The organism is Streptomyces lomondensis (genome assembly GCF_014651035.1).
Classification (GTDB): Bacteria; Actinomycetota; Actinomycetes; order Streptomycetales; family Streptomycetaceae; genus Streptomyces; species Streptomyces lomondensis.
Genome location: NZ_BMWC01000003.1, coordinates 388,118 through 408,283, shown reverse-complemented (window position 1 = coordinate 408,283; position 20,166 = coordinate 388,118). Strand labels below are relative to the sequence as shown.

Sequence of the window (20,166 nt, the reverse complement as noted above, 5' to 3'; positions counted from 1 at the left end):
CTGCGGGGCCGTTGTGGCTGGTCGCGCAGTTCCCCGCGCCCCTAAAGGGTCGGTCTTAAACTGGTCGGTATGTCTGTTGCACGTGTCCTCACCTGGGAAGTGTCCGCCAGCCGGGGATTCGAGACGGCCTGGGCCCAGGTCGGGGGCGGCGTGCTGCGGGCGCGCGGGCGGGCCGTCGGGACCTATCCGGAGCCCTACTGGGTCACGTACGACCTCGACGCGGCCGGCGGGTTCGTCACCCGTCGGCTGCGGGTGACGATCGAGTCCGCCCGCGGCAGCCGCACGCTCGATCTGCGGCACGACGGCGGGGGCGGATGGACCGCGGACGGCGAGCGGCTCCCGGACGTCGACGGAGCCCTCGACTGCGATCTCGGGCTGTGCCCGCTGACCAACAGCATGCCGGTGCTGCGGCACGGACTGCACCGGGGACCGGGCGAGCTGGAGTTCCTGATGGCCTGGGTGTCCGTGCCGGACCTGGCGGTGCGGCCGTCGCAGCAGACGTACCGGCATCGCGGACCGGGGCGGGTCCGGTTCGCCTCCGGCGGCTTCCACAGCGACCTGGAGTTCGACGAGGAGGGGTTCGTCGTCGACTACCCCTCCCTCGCGAGGCGCCTGGCGGCTGACTAGCGCTCGGTCACTTTGCCGTCCGCCACCTCCAGGCGGCGCGTGACGCGTACGGCGTCCAGCATGCGGCGGTCGTGGGTGACCAGCAGGAGGGTGCCCTCGTAGGCGTCGAGCGCGGACTCCAGCTGTTCGATGGCGGGCAGGTCGAGGTGGTTGGTCGGCTCGTCCAGGACCAGGAGGTTGACGCCGCGGCCCTGGAGGAGTGCCAGGGCGGCCCTGGTGCGCTCGCCCGGGGAGAGGGTCGCCGCGGGGCGCAGGACGTGTTCGGTCTTGAGGCCGAACTTGGCCAGGAGGGTGCGGATCTCGACCGGTTCGGTGTCCGGAACGGCCGCGCGGAAGGCGTCGAGCAGCGACTCCTCGCCGTGGAACAGCTTGCGGGCCTGGTCGACCTCGCCGAGCAGGACGCCCGAGCCGAGCGCGGCGTGGCCGGCGTTCAGCGGGACGCGGCCGAGCAGGGCGGCGAGCAGCGTGGACTTGCCGGCGCCGTTCGCGCCCGTCACCGCCACCCGGTCCGCCCAGTCGATCTGCAGGGACACCGGGCCGAGGACGAAGTCGCCGCGGCGCACCTCGGCGTCCCGCAGGGTCGCGACGACCGCTCCGGAGCGCGGCGCGGAGGCGATCTCCATGCGCAGGTCCCACTCCTTGCGGGGCTCCTCGACGACGTCGAGGCGTTCGATCATGCGCTGGGTCTGGCGGGCCTTCGCGGCCTGCTTCTCGCTGGCCTCGCTGCGGAACTTGCGGCCGATCTTGTCGTTGTCGTTGCCCGCCTTGCGGCGCGCGTTCTTCACGCCCTTGTCCATCCAGGAGCGCTGCATCTGCGCGCGGTCCTGGAGGGCCGCCTTCTTGTCGGCGTACTCCTCGTACTCGTCGCGGGCGTGCCGGCGGGCGACGTCCCGCTCCTCCAGGTAGGCCTGGTAGCCACCGCCGTAGAGGTTGATCTGCTGCTGGGCGAGGTCGAGTTCGAGGACCTTGGTGACCGTGCGGGTGAGGAACTCGCGGTCGTGGCTGACGACGACCGTGCCGGCGCGCAGGCCGCCGACGAAGCGTTCGAGGCGCTCCAGGCCGTCCAGGTCGAGGTCGTTGGTCGGCTCGTCGAGCAGGAAGACGTCGTAGCGGGACAGCAGCAGGGACGCGAGGCCGGCGTGGGCCGCCTGGCCGCCGGACAGGGACGTCATCGGCTGGTCCAGGTCGACCGCGAGGCCGAGTGAGTCGGCGACCTCCTCGGCGCGTTCGTCGAGGTCGGCGCCGCCGAGGCCGAGCCAGCGCTCCAGGCTCGTGGCGTAGGCGTCGTCGGCGCCAGGGGCTCCGTCGACCAGGGCCTGGGTCGCCTCGTCCATGAGCCGCTGGGCCTCGGCGACGCCGGTGCGGCGGGCCAGGAACGCCCGTACGGTCTCGCCGGGGCGGCGGTCCGGCTCCTGCGGGAGGTGGCCGACGGTGGCGGCCGGCGGGGACAGGCGCAGTTCGCCCTGCTCGGGCGCGGTGAGTCCGGCGAGCATCCTCAGCAGGGTGGACTTGCCCGCGCCGTTGGCTCCGACCAGGCCGATCACGTCGCCGGGCGCGACGACGAGGTCGAGCCCGGTGAACAGGGCGCGGTCGCCGTGGCCGGCGGCGAGGTTCTTGGCGACGAGGGTGGCAGTCATCAGAGCGCCGATCCTAATGGGCCGCTCCGTGGGTCACGGCCGTGGCCAGGACGCTTCCGGTGGTGCGGGCGACGAGGAAGGACCGCCCCTTCACCGCCTTCGGGTCCAGGGCGAGGCGGTGGCGGCCCGGTTCCAGGACGCCGTCGAAGAGCTCGTGGGTGTGAGTGCGGGAGAGCCGGTCGAGGCGGTACGCGGTGAGGGTGACCCGGCAGGCGGAGGTGACCTCGACGTCCGCGCCGCCGCCGTCGGCGGTCAGGCCGGTGAGGCGGCGCTGTTCGACGGGGCTGCGGTCCAGGGCGTGTTCGATCTGTGCGACGAGGAGCGGGACGATCGGGGCGAGGCCGTCGACGTAGGCGACCGGGACCTCGGCGCGTTCGAAGGCGCGGCGGACGGCGGCACGTTCCCGCTCACCGACCCCCCGGCCGAAGGCGACGGCGCCGTAGCCGCGCAGTTCGTCGGCGGATACGCCGTCGGCGTCCTGGGCGATGTCGGCGCCGACGCCGATGGTGCGTAACGCCGCGGCGAGCTTGGCCAGGACGGCGACGCGGGCGCCGATCAGCAGGACGCGGGGGCGGGGGTCCTGGGCGGAGCCGTTGAGCAGGGCGCTCAGCGCCGCCCGGTACTCGGCGCCGCGGAAACGGAACGGGCCGATGCCGTGGTAGCCGTTGCGCTCCAGGTCGGCGTGTTCGTCGGTCTGCCAGGCGAAGTCCCGCCAGATGAAGTCCTCACCGTCCGGGCGGATGACCGCGGTGACGGCCCCGCAGGCCAGGTCCTCGCACTCGGGGCAGCCGTAGACGACGTACCGGCCGCCGGGCAGCGGCGCCGGGCTCTCTAGGAGCAGGCTGCGGACCTGCGCGGTGAAGATGGCGGGCGGTACGTCGGAGGCGAGCGGGGAGACCGCGTCGAGGTCGGAGAGCTGGAACAGCAGCGGGCGTCCGTCGACGATGAAGTCCACGAAGTCCCGGTGGACCTGGTAACCACCGTCGGTGAGGACTCCGCCGGCCCGCATCGCGGGTGCCAGGCCGAAGGTCGCATACTCGGCACACATACGGTGAGTATCCCCACACTGCGCGTGATGTGAGCACGGCATGACACATTCCGCTACGGTCCGGGCCATGGCAAGCGAGCTGAGTGACGAGATCGTGGTGGTCGGTGGCGGGGTCGTCGGGCTGACGACCGCGGTGGTTCTCGCCGAGCGGGGGCGGCGGGTGCGGGTGTGGACGCGGGACGCCGCCGAGGCGACCACCTCAGCCGTTGCGGGTGCGCTGTGGTGGCCGTACCGGATCGAGCCGGTCGAGCGAGCGCGTGCCTGGGCGCTGCGGTCGCTGGAGGTGTACGAGGAGCTGGCGGCGGGGACCGAGCGGGCCGGCGTACGCATGGTCGAAGGGGTACTGGGTGGCACCCGGCTCGACGAGGTCGACGGGTGGCTGGCGGGGCGGGTGCCGGGGCTGCGGGCGGCCACGGCCGGGGAGTACGCGGGGACGGGCGTCCGCGCGCGGCTGCCGCTCATCGACATGCCGGCTCATCTGCCGTGGCTTCGGGAGCGGTTCGTCGCGGCGGGCGGGGTGGTCGAGACGCGTACGGTGGCCTCCCTCGCGGAGGTGGACGCGCCCGTCGTGGTCAACTGCACGGGTCTCGCCGCGCGGGAGCTGGTGCCGGATCCGTCCGTGCGGCCGGTGCGCGGGCAGTTGGTCGTGGTGGAGAACCCCGGGATCGACACCTGGCTGGTCGCCGGCGACGAGGCCGGGGAGTACGCGTACCTGTTCCCGCAGCCGGGCGGGCTCGTCCTCGGCGGTACGGCGGAGGAGGACGCGTGGTCCCTGGAGCCCGACCCGGCGACGGCCGAGGCGATCGTCCGGCGCTGCGCGGCGCTGCGGCCGGAGGTCGCCGGGGCGCGGGTGCTGGAGCACCGGGTCGGGCTGCGGCCCACCCGGCCGGCGGTCCGCCTGGAACGCGATGTCCTGCCGGACGGGCGAGTGCTGGTGCACAACTACGGCCATGGTGGCGGGGGTGTGACGGTGGCCTGGGGGTGCGCGGAGGAGGCGGCTCGGCTGGTCACCGGCTGAGCACGCTGGTCACCGGCTGAGCACGGAAGAGGCAGCCCGGACGCTCACGGCCGGGCACGGACCAGGCAGCCCGGACGCTCACCGGCTGAGGACCCCTCCGACTGCGGGCGACCGGGCCGCGCGGCCCCGGGACGCCTGCGGCCGAAGCCACTCGAGCCCGACCGGCCTGAGCAACCGAGCCAGGCCGCTCCGGTCGGGACGCTCCGGCCGAGCCGGAGCCAACCGAGCCGGCGAGCCCGAGCGACCCGACCGGAGCCAACCGAGCCGACAAGCCCGAGCGACCCGACCGGAGCCAACCGAGCCGGCAAGCCCGAGCGACCCGGCCGAAGTCACCCGAGCCGACAAGCCCGAGCGACCCGGCCGAAGTCACCCGAGCCGGCAGACGCGGGCGACCCGGCTGGAAGTGCCCGGGTCGCTCGGTCCTCCTGGTCAGTGCTTGCCGATCGGGTCGCCCTCCACGTCCGGGCCACGGCCGGGGCCGACGCGGAACTCGAACTCGCCGTCGTACTTCTTGTGGCCCTCGATGACGGCCAGTTCGACGGCCTCGGAGCCCATCTGCTCGCGCACGATGACCGGGTCGCGGCGCAGGTCGCGCATGAGGGCGACGCACATGAAGATCATCACGACGACGAACGGCGCCGCCGCGAGGATGGTGAGGTTCTGGAGACCGGTCAGCGCGTCCCCCTGCCCGCTGCCGACCAGCAGCATGATGGCGGCGACCGCACCGGTGACCACGCCCCAGAACACCACCACCAGACGGCCCGGTTCGAGCGCCCCCCGCTGCGAGAGGGTGCCCATGACGATCGAGGCCGCGTCGGCGCCCGAGACGAAGAAGATGCCGACGAGGACCATCACGAGCAGGCTGGTGGCGGTGGCGACGGGGAACTGCTGGAGCACCGCGAAGAGCTGCCCCTCGGGCGTCGCCTCCTCGCCGAGCCGGCCCTGCTCCTGCATCTTCATCGCGGAGCCGCCGAAGACCGCGAACCAGACCAGGCTGACCGTGCTGGGCACGAGGATGACCCCGCCGACGAACTGCCGGATGGTCCGGCCCCGGCTGATCCGGGCGATGAACATGCCGACGAACGGCGTCCAGGAGATCCACCACGCCCAGTAGAAGACGGTCCAGCTGCCCAGCCAGTCCGCGACACCCTCGCCGCCGCTGGCCTCCGTGCGCCCGGCCAGCTGCGGCAGGTCGCCGAGGTAGGCGAAGACGGACGTGGGCAGCAGGTCGAGGACGATGATGGTCGGGCCCGCCACGAACACGAACAGGGCGAGGATCAGCGCCAGCACCATGTTCGTGTTGGACAGCCACTGGATGCCGCGCTCCACGCCCGACACCGCGGACGCGACGAAGGCCAGGGTCAGCACCGCGATGATCGCGACGAGCAGCCCGGTGCTCACCTTGTCCATCCAGCCCAGCTCCTGCACACCGGAGCCGATCTGGAGCGCGCCGAGCCCCAGCGAGGCGGCGGAGCCGAAGACGGTCGCGACGATCGCGAGGATGTCGATGAACCGGCCGGCGGCGCCGTTCGCGTTCTTCTTGCCGATGAGCGGCGTGAACACGGCGCTGATGGTCTGGCGGCGGCGCCTGCGGAAGGTGCTGTAGGCGATGGCGAGGCCCACCACGGCGTAGATCGCCCAGGGATGGAGCGTCCAGTGGAACAGGGTGGTCGCCATGGCCGTCTCCATGCGGTCGCCGGAGTCGGCCGGGTCGGTGCCCGGCGGGGCCGTCGAGTAGTGCGACAGCGGCTCGCTCACGCCGTAGAACATCAGGCCGATGCCCATGCCCGCGCTGAACATCATGGCGACCCATGACACCGTGCGGAACTCCGGCTCCTCGCCCTCGGCGCCGAGGTGGATGCGGCCGTAGCGGCTGGCCGCGAGCCACAGGGCGAAGACGACGAAGCCGGAGGCGGCGAGCATGAACGCCCAGCCGCCGTTGTGCAGCAGACCGCTGAGCATGCTGGTGGAGACGTCTTCGAGGGAGTCGGTCGCGGCGGCTCCCCAGACCACGAAGGCGAGGGTGAGCACGGCGGTGACACCGAAGACGATCCGGTCGGTTCTGGGCCGTTCCTGACCGGGGAGGCCCGCTTCCGAACCCGGCAGCGCGCCTCCCGCATGGTCCTTCTCACTTGGTCGGTCGTGCGTCACAGGCGGCACCTTTCATGGGGACAGACGGGAGGGGACGTTCTTCCTCCCGTAACGCCCCTACCACGTGTGGCGCAATTTCACCCCCCTCAACATTGCGTCTCGGGCTCTCCGGCTGTCAGGTGGTACATTCCGCGCGCGTCGAGCAGCAGCGGCACCAGGGCGCGCAGGGACTGGCGCAGGGGGACGAAGGCGCCGTCGCCGTCCTTGTGCACGCGTACGCCGTGCAGCGCCAGTTCGTCGCCCACCTCGGCGTACTGTGCGGCGGTGAGCCGGTATCCGCAGGGCGGGTTCCGGATGATTTCGGCCGATTCGGGCGGGTCGTTGTCGGCGCCGCCGACGTAGACGGGTCCGGTGGTGGCATAGCCGGCGAGCCGGGCTGTTCCGGTCGCCGCCTCGATCCGGCCGCGACGCTGGTCGGTGTAGCCGAACAGGCCCTTGAGGGCAGCCAGTTGAGAGGTGACCCGGCGCCGGTTGTTCAACGCCTCGTCCGCCTTCTCCGCCTCGGTGAGCGGGTCCACGCGGCTCTCGATGAGCAGGCCGACGGAGTGCTTCACACCGGACATGTTGCGCAGAATGCGCTCCTGTCCGTCTCCGGCGACCTGTTTGAGCGGCTCGCCGGTGACCGGGTCGGTCCAGATGCCGTAGGTGCCGGTCGAGTGGCCGGCGGCCTGCGCGGCGGGGCGGACGTACGCCTCGGACAGGGTCTGCGCCTCGTCGTGGACCGCGTCGTGGGTGTTGAGGTTGCGCGGCCACAGGTCGAAGAGGTCCCGGTCGTAGTACGGGGGTGTGGCGCCGTACTCGTGCAGGTCGTAGACGATGTCGGGGCGCCGGTCGCGGACGAGGGCGGCCAGGGCGCGGCCTTCGGCGGTCCGGAGCGCCAGGTGGTCGCGGTTGATGTCGACGCCGTCGCTGTTGCCGCGCGTGTTCGCCGCCCGGCCGTCGGGGTTGGCGGTGGGCACGACCAGGACCGTGGTGCGGTCCAGGAAGCGCCGGGTCCGGCTGTCGCGGGCGTAGGCGAGGTCGCGGACGGTGGTCAGGCAGGCTTCCCGGCCGGCGGGCTCGTCGCCGTGCTGGGCGCACACGAGCAGCACCGTGCTGGGGCTCGGATGGGTGCCGATCCGGACGAGCTGGAGCGGGCGGCCCTGCTTCGTCGTGCCGAAGCGGGTCAGGGAGACCCGGCTGCTCGACCGGTCGACGGTCCTGAGGAAGTCCTGTTCCTCGGGCTGGGTGGTCCAGCGGGCGCCGTTGGTCTTCTCGAAGCCGGTGCGGGGCGGCGGGTCGGTGGTGGCCTGCGCCGGGACGGCGACCAGGGATGCGGCGAGTGCGGCGGCGGTAAGGATCAGAGCGCGGACGCGGATCACTGGCTTCCCTCCGGGACGCGGTGAGTGGTGCGCGGTTCCCGTACGCCGTCCAGGAGGGTGGCGTCGGGCGTGGCGGACGCGGCACCCGCGGTGGCGCGGGCGAAGGCGGTGGCTCCGCCGACGAACGGCACGCGCGCCGAGGTGCGGGAGAGGTCGAGCGTGAGCTTCGGGCGGTCGGCGGGAGGGTCGATGAGGTCCTTGTCGGTGCCCGCGACGATCAGGGCCAGACGGTGGCCCTTGGGGACGACGTGGTCGGTCGCCGCCAGGTCGAGGGTGATCGTGTACCGCTTGCCCGGTGTGAGCGGGGCGCCCTCGAAGTCCGAGGCGTGGTTGCCGAGGTCGGCCCAGCCGCGGCTGACGACCGTGTAGTCGACGTCGGCGGTCTTCGCCTCGGTCTCCTTGAAGCAGGAGCTGTCCCCGGCGGTGCTCGGGCCCCAGCAGGTGCGGTCCGGGAGGGTGGTGATGCCTTCGCCGGCGTCGGCGTAGTCGCGGATGGTGGCGGGGCCGATGTCCACGAGGACGGCGGAGAGGTGGGCCGTCGGGGTGGAGGGCGTGGCGGTGACGGTGACCTCGGAGGAGCCGGACAGGCGCAGGTCCCGGGTGAGCGACCCGGTGACGAAACCGGCCTTCTCCGGCGTCGACTTGTCGATCTGCGCGGCCCAGTCGGTCTCGCTCAGTTTCGGGTCGTCGGTGAAGGTCTCGGTGCCGTGGCCGCGGTGCAGGCCGAGGGTGCCGACGCCGGCCTGGGTGCCCCGGTCGGGGCGCAGGGTGGCGGCCCGGGTGCCGCTCGGCGGCCAGACCCGGGAAGTGTCCCACTGGTCGGGACCGCGCTCGATGTCGGCCATGGGCTCCCGGTCGATGCCGTTGTCGTAGCCCATGAGTTCGTGGTCGAACCAGCGGTGCAGGGTGTCGACCCATTCCGCGCGCCGGAAGTCGAAGGGGTCGACGTGGCCGGTCTGCGAGAGCCAGATCTTGCGCTCGACGCCGTTCTTCGCGAGGGCGTCCCACCACTGGCCGACGTGCTTCATACGGACGTTGAGGTCCTGCATTCCGTGCACGAGGAAGACGCTGGCCCTGACCTTGCGCGCGGCCTTCACGTAGTCGCGCTCGGTCCACAGCGGGGTCCAGTCGCCACTGCGCGGGGCGCCGTCGACGAGCTTGTGCTGGACGGCGCCGCACCGGGCGCGGGCGTCGGGGCTGTTGACGTAGTTCGAGAGCCAGTCGGGGCCGGAGTCGTAGAGCGGGGCGCCCTGCTGGAAGTAGTAGTCGTACCAGGAGGAGATGGCGCTGATCGGGACGATGGTCTCAAGGCCCTCGACGCCGGTGGCGGCGACGCCGTTGGCGATGGTGCCGTCCCAGCTCTTGCCGATCATGCCGGTCTTGCCGTTGGTCCAGGCGGCCTTGGCGCGGGTGGTGCCGGTGCGGGTCGTGTAGGCCTTGGCACGGCCGTTGAGCCAGTCGACGACGGCCTTGGCGGACTGGATGTCGGAGCGGCCGCCGACGTCGACGCAGCCGTCCGAGCGATTGGTTCCGGCCAGGTCGACGCCGACGAAGGCGTAGCCGCGCGGGACGAAGTAGTTGTCGTAGAACAGCGGCATCCGCACGACGTCGCCGTTCGCGTCGTACGTCTTCTTCTGGCTCTCGTTGCCGCGCCCGCAGCAGGAGTAGTACGGGCTGGCGTCCATGATGACGGGGATCTTCCGGCCCTGCCGGGCGGGTTCGCGGGGGCGGACGATGTCGACGGCGACCCGGTCGGCCTTTCCGTCGCCGTCGCCGTCGAGCCCGGTGTCCACCCAGACGGCCTCGCGGATGGCGTTCTCGTACGAGTGGACGGGTTCGCTCCCGCGCGGGGCGGCGTGTGCGGCGGCCGGCGTGAGCAGCGTGGCCAAGAGGGCGGCCGTGGCCGCCGTCGCGAGCGGTCTCCAGGTCGTGAAGCGCGTGCGTTTCGGCATGCGCCGGACGCTACATCGGTGAACTCCTGTTCAGAAGAGGGCAGCTGACGGACCGGCGTGTCCGGTATCGACTGATGGGGCCGGTGTCTCATGTCGGCCGAATGGCGATCGTGTGACAGCAGGGGCCATGGACATGACCAGAGACACAGGGAGTCAATAGGCTCCGGACAGACTTCGGGACCTACGACTTGGAGCCTTCTCGTGCACCGCAGAATCATCGCGCCGGGAGCCCTGGCAGCGGCCGTTCTCCTGCTGGCGATCCCGGCATCGGCCGCCCCTCGCTCCCCCGGCGCGCCGGGTATCGGCGACCCCTACTACCCGGCCTCCGGGAACGGCGGATACGACGTCTCCCACTACGACCTCCGGCTGAAGTACCAGCCGGCCACGGACGAGCTGGAGGGCACGGCGACCCTCGTGGCCCGCACCACGCAGGACCTGTCCAGCTTCAACCTGGACTTTCTGCTGGACGTCAGCGAGGTGCGCGTCAACGGGGCCAGGGCCTCGTTCACGACCTCCGGCGAGCACGAGCTGGAGGTCACCCCGAGGACGCCGCTGGCCAAGGGCACGCCCGTCACGGTCGTCGTGCGCTACCGCGGGGTGCCGTCGTCGAAGCAGGCCTACGGCTTCACCAGCTGGCACCGCACCCCGGACGGCGGCGTCGCGGCGAACGAGCCCGAGGCGGCGGCGTGGTGGTTCCCCAGCAACGACCACCCACTCGACAAGGCCACCTACGACGTGTCCGTGCTGGTCCCGGACGGCACGCAGGCCATCTCCAACGGCACGCTCCAGTCGACGAGTTCACGGCTCGGCTGGACCCGCTGGAACTGGCGCTCCACCAAGCCGCAGGCCACCTACCTGGCCACGCTCGCGGTCGGCAGGTTCGACATCACGACCGGCACGACCGAGAGCGGCATTCCGGTCGTCAACGCCTACAGCAAGGACTTGGGCGACCACGCCGGAGCGGCGCGCGCGAGCATCGAGCGCAGCGGGGAGATCGTGGACTGGCTGAGCGGGTACTTCGGGCCGTACCCCTACAACGCGCTCGGCGGATACGTGCCGAACACCACCACGGGGTACGCGCTGGAGAACCAGACCCGGCCGTACTACAGCCCGCGGCAGTTCGCGAACGGGTCGAACGTGTCCGTCGTCGTCCATGAGCTGGCCCACCAGTGGTACGGGGACGACGTGTCCCTCAAGCGCTGGAAGGACATCTGGATCAACGAGGGGTTCGCGCGGTACGCGCAGTGGCTGTGGTCCGAGCACGAGGGCGAGGGCACGACGCAGGAACTCGCCGACTACGTGTACGCCTCGCACCCCACCGACGACCCGTTCTGGACGGTGAAGCCCGGGGATCCGGGGCCGGACAAGCAGTTCCACATCGCGGTCTACGACCGGGGGGCGCTGGCCGTGCAGGCGCTGCGGAACGAGATCGGCGACGAGGCGTTCTTCACGATCCTCAAGGGCTGGCCGCAGAAGTACGCCCACGGCAACGCGTCGGTCGCCGACTTCCAGCGGTACGCCGAGGAGGTGTCCGGCAAGCCGCTGGCCGCGCTGTTCGACACGTGGCTGTTCCAGCCGTCGAAGCCGGGGGTGCCGGCGGCTCGGGCCGCGGCGGTCGCGAAGGGGTCGGGGGCTGTGCCGCAGCCGAGGTCCTGGAAGAAGATCGCGGCGACCAACGGGGTGCACGAGCACGGGGAGCACGGGCGCGGAGAGCACGCGCATGAGGAGCATGAGCACGGGAAGCACGAGCACGGCGAGCACGGGCATGAGGAGCACGGGCACTGAGGTGACCCGCTCCGCCTCCGCTCGGCCGTGGGCCTGCTGAACGCCGCCCCGCAGCTTACGGTGGGCCCATACGCACCGGCCGTATGGGACCAGGCCGCTGACGAAGGAGCCGGACGTGCGGAATCTGGCGATCATCGAGGCACCGTCCGTGCTCGGGCTGCGGCCGACCGGCGTGGAGGAGCTGCCCGAGGCGCTGCTCGGGGCCGGGCTGGCCGAGGGGCTCGGGGCGGTGCGGGCGGGCCGGGTGGAGCCGCCGCCGTACGACCCCGAGCGGGACCCGGAGACCGGGGTGCTGAACCCGGACGGCATCGCCCGGTACTCGGTCGCGCTGGCCGACACCGTGGGCGGCGTCCTCGACGACGGCCGGTTCCCGCTGGTGCTGGGCGGCGATTGCAGCGTGCTGCTCGGCAACCTGCTCGCGCTGCGCCGCCGCGACCGGCACGGTCTGCTGTTCCTGGACGGGCACACCGACTTCTACCAGCCGTCGGCGGAGCCGGCCGGTGAGGCGGCCTCCATGGAACTCGCCCTGGCCACCGGGCGCGGCCCGCGCGTGCTGGCCGACCTGGAGGGCAGGGGCCCGCTGGTGCGGGACGAGGACGTCGTCGCCCTGGGGTTCCGGGACGCGGAGGAGTCCGCGGCGTACGGCATGCAGCCGCTGCCGGACGCGCTGCACGCGATGGAGCTGGACACCGTGCGCGCCCTGGGGGCGGGCGAGGCGGCCCGGCGCGCGGTCGGGCTGCTGACCGGCGACGGCGCGGGTGCCGGGTACTGGATCCACCTAGACGTCGACGTACTGGACGACGCGGTGATGCCCGCCGTCGACTACCGGCAGCCGGACGGCCTGACCTGGCAGGAGCTGGAGACCGTTCTGCGCACGGCCCTGTCCGGCGGCGGCGCCGTCGGCCTCGACGTGGCGATCTTCAACCCCCGGCTGGATCCCGGCGGGGCGATCGCGCGGCGCCTCGGCGACTGCCTGGTACGGGCGTTCGACAGGGACGGCCAGGACTGAACCGGGGCCGTTCAGTCCCCGTGGTCGTACACCGTCACCGGTATCCCCCGCCGTATCAGCCGCTCCTCGATCAGCGGCTCGACGCGGGACCACTTGCCGCCGGCGAGACCGCAGCCGATGCGGGGCATGTGCACGGAGGCGCCCAGGTCGCGGGCTTTCTCCGCGAGGGCTCCCAGGGCCTGGTCGATTGCCTCGTAGCGCACGGGGACTCCCTTGCTGCCGGTCCTGGTGCCGCGCTGGCCGATCATGTTGGCCACCCACACGTACCGCTCGACCTCCACGAGCTGCACCGCGCCCAGCCCGAAGTCGTTCGCCGCGCGGCCGCGGTGCCAGGCCCGGTACGCCACCTCCGGCTCGGGCCAGCGGCGCGATATCGCCAGGACGAAGCCCTTGCCCCAGCCACCGATGTCGTTGCAGACATGGGCGATGACCTTGACGCCCTTCACCGACGGAACGGTGGCGTCACCCCGGACGTAGTTGATCCCCGACATGACGCCACCGTAGGCGAGGCCACTGACATCGGCCCCGGCCCGCTACTTCGTCAGCTGCGACAGCTCCTGGTCGGCCGTGCGCGACACCCGGCGGCGGATGCCGAACCAGCCCGCGACCAGCATGGCCGCGATGATCGGGATGAGCAGGAGGGTCTTGCGGCCGACCTCGGGGTCGTTCCACATCATGCCGAGGCAGGCGAGCAGGAAGGCGATCGTGGTGATCTCCGTGACCGGGCTGCCGGGCAGGCGGAAGGAGGGCCGGGCGAGCAGGCCCGCCTTGGCGCGGCGGACGAAGACCAGGTGGCAGATCATGATGATCACCCAGGTGCTGATGATGCCGAGCGAGGCGACGTTCAGCACGATCTCGAAGGCCTGGGCCGGCACCAGGAAGTTCAGGCCGACGCCGAGCACGCAGACCGCGCAGGTCAGCAGGATGCCGCCGTAGGGGACCTGGCTGCGGTTCATGCGGGCGGTGAACTTCGGGGCCGAGCCCGCCATCGCCATCGAGCGGAGGATCCGGCCCGTGGAGTACAGGCCCGAGTTCAGCGACGACATGGCGGCCGTCAGGACCACCAGGTTCATCACGTCGCCCGCGGCCGGGACGCCGATCTTCGACAGGACCGTGACGAAGGGGCTCTGGTCGGCCGAGTAGACCGAGCCGGGCAGGAGCAGGGCCAGGAGGACGACCGAGCCCACGTAGAACAGGCCGACCCGCCACATGATCGAGTTCACCGCGCGCGGCACGACCTTCTCCGGCTCGGCGGTCTCGCCCGCGGCGACACCGACCAGCTCCAGCGCGGCGTACGCGAAGATCACGCCCTGCATGACGAGGACGACGGGCATCATGCCGTGCGGGAAGACGCCGCCGTTGTCGGTGATGACGCTCAGGCCGGGCGTCTGGCCGCCCACCTCGTGCTGGGTGGCGAGCAGGAAGATGCCGATGAACATGAAGCCGACGAGCGTCGCGACCTTGATGATCGCGAACCAGAACTCCATCTCGCCGAAGATCTTCACCGAGATCAGGTTCACGGCCAGCACCACCGCCAGGGCGGCCAGCGCGAGCACCCACTGCGGGATGTCGGTGAACAGGCTCCAGTAGTGCGTGTAGAGCGCGATCGCGGTGATGTCGGCGATGCCGGTGGTCGACCAGTTCAGGAAGTACATCCAGCCGGCGACGTAGGCGCCCTTCTCGCCGAGGAACTCGCGCGCGTACGACACGAAGGAGCCCGAGGAGGGCCGGTAGAGGACGAGTTCGCCGAGGGCCCTGACCACGAAGAAGGCGAAGATGCCGCAGACCAGGTAGGCGATCGCCAGGGCCGGGCCCGCGTTGTGGAGGCGGCCGCCGGCGCCGAGGAAGAGGCCGGTACCGATGGCCCCGCCGATGGCGATCATGTTGACGTGGCGGGCCTTGAGGTCCTTGCTGTAGCCGGCGTCGCCCGCGTCCGCGGGCACCTGGGCCGCATCGGTACGCGGCGTGGCCGCAGCCGTGTTCACGGCGTCCTTGCTCACGGGTGGTTCCACTCTCTGGATCGCCCCGGACGTCGTGGGCCCGGGGTCCGTACAGTGCGTTGGCCCGCACCACCCTTGTGACGCGGCACAGACCAAGGCAGCACCTTCCCACACCGATCCGCCCGCATACGGTGGCCCACGTCACAGAGCGTGACTTCTCACAAGGTCCACTACGGACTTGCACAGCGGCTGCCAGGCATTCACTCCATGGTCATGAAGGGGTGCCGGTGAGGTTTCACAGCACTGGTGAGACAGCGATACTGCTGCACATGACGACCGACACCGAGCAGCCGACCCTCACGATCGACGAGCTGGCCGCCCGGGCCGGTGTCACGGTGCGCACGGTCCGCTTCTACGGCACGAAGGGGCTGCTGCCCCCGCCGGTGCTCGGTCCCCGGCGCGTGGGCCACTACGGGCGGGAGCATCTGGCCCGGCTGGCGCTGATCGAGGAGTTGCAGCAGCAGGGCATGACGCTGGCGGGCATCGAGCGCTACCTGCGGCAGCTGCCGCCGGACCTGAGCGCGCACGACCTCGCCGTCCACCGGGCCGTGGTGGCCTCCTGGGCGCCGGACACCGTCGGGACGGTCACGCGGGAGGAGCTGGAGCGGCGGGCCGGACGGCCGCTCGGCGACGAGGACGTCGAGCGGCTCGTCGCGATGGGCGTGGTCCGGCCCGCGGACGACGGCTACGAGGCCGACCTCGGTCTGCTGCGGCTGGGCGCCGGCCTGCTGGACGTGCCGCTCTCCCAGGAGGCGATCTTCGCGGCGCGCAAGGTGCTCCTCGAACACGCGCGCGCCGCGGCCCGGGAGCTCTCCCAGCTCTTCCGCGGCGAGGTCGCGGAGCGTGACGCCCTGGACGTGCGGTCCCTGTCCGCGCACATGCACCCGCTGGTGGTGCAGGCGCTCCTCACCGCCTTCCAGCGGTCGCTGAAGGAAGAGGTGGGCGAGTGGCTCACCGAGCCATCGCCCGAGTCAGGCTGAGTCGCTGAACCGCTCCCCCTTCTCCGCCTTCTCCACCAGCAGCGCGGGCGGCGTGAAGCGGTCGCCGTAGCGCTCGGCGAGTTCCCGCGCGCGTGCCACGAATCCGGGCAGGCCTCCCTCGTAGCCGTTGATGTACTGGAGCACGCCGCCGGTCCAGCCCGGGAAGCCGATGCCGAAGATCGAGCCGACGTTGGCGTCGGCGACGGAGGTCAGCACGCCCTCCTCCAGCAGCCGGACGGTGTCCAGCGCCTCGGAGAACAGCATGCGCTCCTGCATGTCCCGGAACGGGATCTGGTAGCCGGGCTTGGTGAAGTGCTCGCGCAGGCCCGGCCAGAGCCCGGTGCGCTTGCCGTCCTCGTCGTAGTCGTAGAAGCCGGCGCCGCCGCTGCGGCCCGCGCGGCCGAACTCGTCGACCATGCGGTCGATGACCGCCTCGGCGGGGTGGGGCGTCCAGGTGCCGCCGGCCTCCTCGACGGCCCGCCTGGTCTCCGCGCGGATCTTGCGGGGCAGGGTCAGGGTCAGCTCGTCCATCAGGGACAGCACCTTGGCCGGGTAGCCGGCCTGGGCGGCGGCCTGTTCGACCGAGGCGGGCTCGACGCCCTCGCCGACCATGGCGACGCCCTCGTTGAGGAAGTGCCCGATGACCCGCGAGGTGAAGAAGCCGCGCGAGTCGTTGACGACGATCGGCGTCTTGTTGATCTGCCGGACCAGGTCGAAGGCGCGGGCCAGGGCCTCCTCGCCCGTGCGCGCGCCCTTGATGATCTCGACGAGCGGCATCTTGTCGACGGGCGAGAAGAAGTGCAGTCCGATGAAGTCGGCCTGGCGTTCGACGCCTTCGGCGAGCGCGGTGATGGGCAGGGTGGAGGTGTTGGAGCACAGCAGCGCGTCGGGGGCGACGACGTGCTGGATCTCCTGGAACACCTTGTGCTTGAGGGAGGTGTCCTCGAAGACCGCCTCGATCACGGCGTCGCAGCCGGCCAGGTCCTGGACCTCGGCCGTGGGAGTGATGCGCGTGAGCAGCGCGTCCGCCTTCTCCTGCGTCGTACGGCCCTTGGCGACGGCCTTCGCGCAGAGCTTCTCGGAGTAGCCCTTGCCCTTGACGGCCGCCTCCAGGGAGACGTCCTTCAGCACGACGTCGATGCCGGCGCGGGCGCAGGAGTAGGCGATGCCCGCGCCCATCATCCCGGCGCCGAGAACGGCGACCCTGCGGACCTGGCGCGGCTCGATGCCCTTGGGGCGGTTGGCGCCGGAGTTGACGGCCTGGAGGTCGAAGAAGAAGGCCTGGATCATGTTCTTCGACGTCTGCCCGGCGGCGAGTTCCACGAAGTAGCGGGCCTCGATGACCTGGGCGGTCTCGAAGTCGACCTGGGAGCCCTCGACGGCGGCCGCGAGGATGTTGCGCGGTGCCGGGTAGGGGGCGCCGTTCGTCTGCTTGCGCAGGGTGGCCGGGAAAGCGGGCAGGTTCGCCGCGAACTTGGGGTTGGCCGGGGTGCCGCCGGGGATCTTGTACCCGGGCTTGTCCCAGGGCTGCTGGGACTCGGGGTGGGCGTCGATGAAGGCGCGGGCCTTTTCGAGGAGTTCTTCCTGGGTGTCGGCCACCTCGTCGACGAGGCCGTTCTCCAGGGCGCGGCGCGGGCTGTACTGGGTGCCCTGGAGGAGGACCTTGAGCAGGGCGTCGGCGATGCCGAGCAGGCGGACCGTGCGGACGACGCCGCCGCCTCCGGGCAGCAGGCCGAGGGTGACCTCGGGGCAGCCGATCTTGGAGCCGGGCGCGTCCAGGGCGACGCGGTGGTGGCAGGCCAGGGCGATCTCGTAACCGCCGCCCAGGGCCGCGCCGTTGAGGGCGGCGACGACGGGCTTGCCGAGGGTCTCGATGCGGCGCAGGTTCCGCTTGATGGCCATGCCGCCGTCGAACAGCTCCTGGGCGGTCTCGGGCGTGACGCGGATCAGGTCGCGCAGGTCGCCGCCGGCGAAGAAGGTCTTCTTGGCCGAGGTGATGATGACGCCCCGGATGGTGTCCTTCTCGGCCTCCAGGCGGTCGGTGACGGCGGCGAGGGAGTCGCGGAACGCCTGGTTCATGGTGTTCGCGGACTGGTTCGGGTCGTCGATGACGAGGGTGACGAGGCCGGTGCGGTCCTGTTCCCAGCGGATGGTGGTGGATTCAGTGCTCATGTGGAGGTGCTCCGTTGATCCGTCGGGAGGGGGTCAGATGCGCTCGACGATCGTGGCGACGCCCATGCCGCCGCCGACGCACAGCGTGGCGAGGCCGTAGCGCTTGTCCTGGCGCTCGAGTTCGTCGACGAGCGTGCCGAGGATCATCGCGCCGGTCGCGCCGAGGGGGTGGCCCAGCGCGATGGCGCCGCCGTTGACGTTGACCTTGTCCAGGGACAGGCCCATGTCCTTCACGAAGCGCAGCACGACCGCCGCGAACGCCTCGTTGATCTCGACGAGGTCGATGTCGTCGATGGTCAGCCCGGCCTTGGCGAGGGCCTTGCGGGTGGCGGGGGCGGGGCCGGTGAGCATGATGGTCGGCTCGGAGCCGGACACGGCGGCGGAGACGATCCGCGCGCGGGGTGTGAGGCCGTAGCGCTCGCCGACCTCCCGGGAGCCGATCGCGACGAGGGAGGCGCCGTCGACGATGCCGGAGGAGTTGCCCGCGTGGTGGACGTGGTCGATCTTCTCCACCCAGTGGTACTGCTGGAGCGCCACCGCGTCGAAGCCGCCGAGTTCGCCGATGTCCGCGAAGGACGGCTTCAGCTTGGCGAGGGAGTCGGCGGTGGTGCCGGGGCGCAGGTGCTCGTCGTGGTCGAGGACGACGAGGCCGCTGCGGTCCTTCACCGGGACGACGGACCTCTCGAAGCGGCCCTCCTTCCAGGCGGTGGCGGCCCGCTCCTGCGAGAGCGCCGCGTACTCGTCGACGTCCCGCCGGGAGAAGCCCTCGATGGTGGCGATCAGGTCGGCGCCGATGCCCTGCGGTACGAAGTTGACCTGGAGGTTGGTCATCGGGTCGTTGAACCAGGCGCCGCCGTCGGAGGCCATCGGCACCCGGGACATCGACTCGACACCGCCCGCGAGCACGAGGTCCTCCCAGCCCGAGCGGACCTTGGCGGCGGCCAGGTTGACGGCCTCCAGGCCCGAGGCGCAGAAGCGGTTCTCCTGCACGCCGGCCACCGTGTCGGGCAGCCCCGCGGCGATGGCGGCGATCCGGGCGATGTCGGAGCCCTGGTCGCCGACCGGGCCGACGACACCGAGCACGATGTCGTCGACGGCGGCCGGGTCGAGGCCCGGGAACCGGGCGCGGATCTCGTGGATGAGTCCGACGACGAGGTCGATGGGCTTGGTGCCGTGCAGGGCGCCATTGGCCTTGCCGCGCCCGCGCGGGGTGCGGATCGCGTCGTACACATACGCTTCGGTGCTCACGAGGAGGCCTTTCGCTGAGGGATGCGGGACGAGGGGAGCAGCCCGGGCACGTCCCAGTCCCGGGCGACGTCCGCCGTGTCGGCGCCCGGCCGGGCCGGGCCGGTGCGGACGGAGGTCGGGGTCGCGGAGAAGCGGGGGGCCGGGGCGGGCTGGCTGATGCCGCCGTGGTCGGTGAAGGTGCCGCGGGCGGCCAGGTGCGGGTGGTGCGGAGCCTCGCGCAGCGACAGCACGGGCGCCACGCACGCGTCGGAGCCGTCGAAGACGGCCGTCCACTCGTCCCTCGTACGGGTCTTGAAACGGGCGGCGACCTGGTCGCGCAGTTCGCCCCACCGGGCGATGTCCTTGCGGGCCGCGCCCTGGTCCTCGATGCCGAGGAGGGCGAGGAACTCCGCGTAGAACTGCGGCTCCAGGGCGCCGACGGCCATGTACCTCCCGTCGGCCGTCTCGTACGTCCCGTAGTACGGGCAGCCGCCGTCCAGGAGGTTGGCGCCGCGGCGGTCCTGCCAGCCCCCGGCGGCGAGCATGCCGTGGATCATCGCGGCGAGATGGGCGGCGCCGTCGACGATGGCGGCGTCGACGACCTGGCCGGTGCCGGTCGCCCGCGCGTGGTGGAGGGCGGCGAGGACGCCGACGACGAGGTAGAGGGAGCCGCCCGCGTAGTCGCCGAGCAGGTTGGCCGGGGCCGGCGGCGGTTCGTCCGGCCGGCCGATCATGCCGAGGACGCCGGTGGGGGCGAGGTACGCGATGTCGTGCCCGGCGCGGTGGGCCAGCGGGCCGTCCTGGCCCCAGCCGGTCATCCGGCCGTAGACCAGACGCGGGTTGCGGGCGTGGCAGGGCTCGGGGCCGACGCCGAGGCGCTCGGCGACACCGGGGCGGTAGCCCTCGACCAGGATGTCGGCGCGGGCGGCGAGGCCGAGCACCTGGTCCGGGCCGCCCGGGGACTTCAGGTCGACGACCACGGAGCGCTTGTTGCGGTTGGTGACGTCGTACGCCGGGTCGATCCCGAGGCCGGGGCCGCCGGGCCGGTCCACGCGCACGACGTCGGCGCCGAGGTCGGCCAGGAGCATGGCGGCGAACGGGCCGGGCCCGATGCCGGCCAGCTCGACCACGCGCACGCCGGTGAGCGGGCCGTGTCCTGGCGTCCTTGCCGTGGTCATCCAGCCCCCAGTGCTGTGACA

15 protein-coding genes are annotated in these 20,166 nt (G+C 71.9%); 5 read left to right on the top strand and 10 right to left on the bottom strand.

Going from position 1 to position 20,166, the window contains the following annotated elements:
- Positions 1 to 69 precede the first annotated feature (69 nt).
- The gene (locus tag IE255_RS13275) at positions 70 to 627 is read left to right on the top strand and encodes a putative glycolipid-binding domain-containing protein (protein ID WP_190050428.1); all 558 of its coding nucleotides are present in this window, start codon (positions 70 to 72) and stop codon (positions 625 to 627) included.
- Here the strand turns inward: IE255_RS13275 and IE255_RS13270 are convergent.
- Both IE255_RS13270 and IE255_RS13265 read right to left on the bottom strand, forming a co-directional pair.
- Positions 624 to 2,264 (bottom strand): ABC-F family ATP-binding cassette domain-containing protein, encoded by a 1,641-nt coding sequence (locus IE255_RS13270; RefSeq protein WP_190050427.1) that lies wholly within the window; start codon positions 2,262 to 2,264, stop codon positions 624 to 626. The genes IE255_RS13275 and IE255_RS13270 overlap by 4 nt on opposite strands.
- A gap of 13 nt (positions 2,265 to 2,277) precedes the next feature.
- Positions 2,278 to 3,312 (bottom strand): oxidoreductase, encoded by a 1,035-nt coding sequence (locus IE255_RS13265; RefSeq protein ID WP_190050426.1) that lies wholly within the window; start codon positions 3,310 to 3,312, stop codon positions 2,278 to 2,280.
- A gap of 67 nt (positions 3,313 to 3,379) precedes the next feature.
- On the opposite strand from IE255_RS13265, the gene IE255_RS13260 reads away from it, so the two are divergent.
- The gene (locus IE255_RS13260; RefSeq protein WP_190050425.1) at positions 3,380 to 4,330 is read left to right on the top strand and encodes an FAD-dependent oxidoreductase; all 951 of its coding nucleotides are present in this window, start codon (positions 3,380 to 3,382) and stop codon (positions 4,328 to 4,330) included.
- 429 nt (positions 4,331 to 4,759) lie between these two features.
- Here the strand turns inward: IE255_RS13260 and IE255_RS13255 are convergent, their stop codons facing one another.
- The 3 genes from IE255_RS13255 to IE255_RS13245 all read right to left on the bottom strand — a co-directional run bounded on the left by IE255_RS13255 (position 4,760) and on the right by IE255_RS13245 (position 9,794).
- Positions 4,760 to 6,481: a BCCT family transporter gene (locus tag IE255_RS13255; RefSeq protein WP_190050424.1), complete on the bottom strand. Its 1,722-nt coding sequence runs from the start codon at positions 6,479 to 6,481 to the stop codon at positions 4,760 to 4,762.
- Between the two features lie 86 nt (positions 6,482 to 6,567).
- Complete coding sequence (locus IE255_RS13250) at positions 6,568 to 7,842, bottom strand: M14 family metallopeptidase (RefSeq protein WP_190050423.1); 1,275 nt, start codon at positions 7,840 to 7,842, stop codon at positions 6,568 to 6,570.
- The gene (locus tag IE255_RS13245) at positions 7,839 to 9,794 is read right to left on the bottom strand and encodes a Xaa-Pro dipeptidyl-peptidase (RefSeq protein ID WP_190050422.1); all 1,956 of its coding nucleotides are present in this window, start codon (positions 9,792 to 9,794) and stop codon (positions 7,839 to 7,841) included. The genes IE255_RS13250 and IE255_RS13245 overlap by 4 nt, the downstream gene beginning before the upstream one ends.
- Positions 9,795 to 9,995: 201 nt before the next feature.
- Here IE255_RS13245 and IE255_RS13240 point away from each other — a divergent pair, with 201 nt between their 5' ends.
- Complete coding sequence (locus IE255_RS13240; protein WP_229906383.1) at positions 9,996 to 11,579, top strand: M1 family metallopeptidase; 1,584 nt, start codon at positions 9,996 to 9,998, stop codon at positions 11,577 to 11,579.
- A 115-nt stretch (positions 11,580 to 11,694) separates the two neighbouring features.
- Entirely contained in the window at positions 11,695 to 12,588 is an 894-nt protein-coding gene (locus IE255_RS13235) for an arginase family protein (RefSeq protein WP_190050421.1), read from the top strand.
- An 11-nt stretch (positions 12,589 to 12,599) separates the two neighbouring features.
- Here IE255_RS13235 and IE255_RS13230 read toward each other — a convergent pair whose 3' ends face one another.
- Entirely contained in the window at positions 12,600 to 13,079 is a 480-nt protein-coding gene (locus IE255_RS13230) for a macro domain-containing protein (protein ID WP_190050420.1), read from the bottom strand.
- A 42-nt stretch (positions 13,080 to 13,121) separates the two neighbouring features.
- Positions 13,122 to 14,588 (bottom strand): amino acid permease, encoded by a 1,467-nt coding sequence (locus IE255_RS13225; RefSeq protein ID WP_190050419.1) that lies wholly within the window; start codon positions 14,586 to 14,588, stop codon positions 13,122 to 13,124.
- Between the two features lie 269 nt (positions 14,589 to 14,857).
- On the opposite strand from IE255_RS13225, the gene IE255_RS13220 reads away from it, so the two are divergent.
- The gene (locus IE255_RS13220) at positions 14,858 to 15,568 is read left to right on the top strand and encodes a MerR family transcriptional regulator (protein WP_190050418.1); all 711 of its coding nucleotides are present in this window, start codon (positions 14,858 to 14,860) and stop codon (positions 15,566 to 15,568) included.
- Here the strand turns inward: IE255_RS13220 and IE255_RS13215 are convergent.
- Genes IE255_RS13215 through IE255_RS13205 form a run of 3 tightly spaced genes read right to left on the bottom strand, consistent with a single transcriptional unit; the run spans position 15,560 to position 20,145 of the window.
- Positions 15,560 to 17,740 carry a 3-hydroxyacyl-CoA dehydrogenase NAD-binding domain-containing protein gene (locus tag IE255_RS13215; RefSeq protein WP_190050417.1) on the bottom strand — a complete coding sequence of 727 codons (2,181 nt, stop codon included), beginning with the start codon at positions 17,738 to 17,740 and terminating at the stop codon, positions 15,560 to 15,562. The genes IE255_RS13220 and IE255_RS13215 overlap by 9 nt on opposite strands.
- A 33-nt stretch (positions 17,741 to 17,773) precedes the next feature.
- On the bottom strand, positions 17,774 to 18,988 hold the full coding sequence (locus tag IE255_RS13210) for an acetyl-CoA C-acetyltransferase (protein ID WP_190050416.1): 1,215 nt from the start codon (positions 18,986 to 18,988) through the stop codon (positions 17,774 to 17,776).
- Positions 18,985 to 20,145 carry a CaiB/BaiF CoA transferase family protein gene (locus IE255_RS13205; protein ID WP_190050415.1) on the bottom strand — a complete coding sequence of 387 codons (1,161 nt, stop codon included), beginning with the start codon at positions 20,143 to 20,145 and terminating at the stop codon, positions 18,985 to 18,987. The genes IE255_RS13210 and IE255_RS13205 overlap by 4 nt, the downstream gene beginning before the upstream one ends.
- Between the last annotated feature and the right edge of the window lie 21 nt (positions 20,146 to 20,166).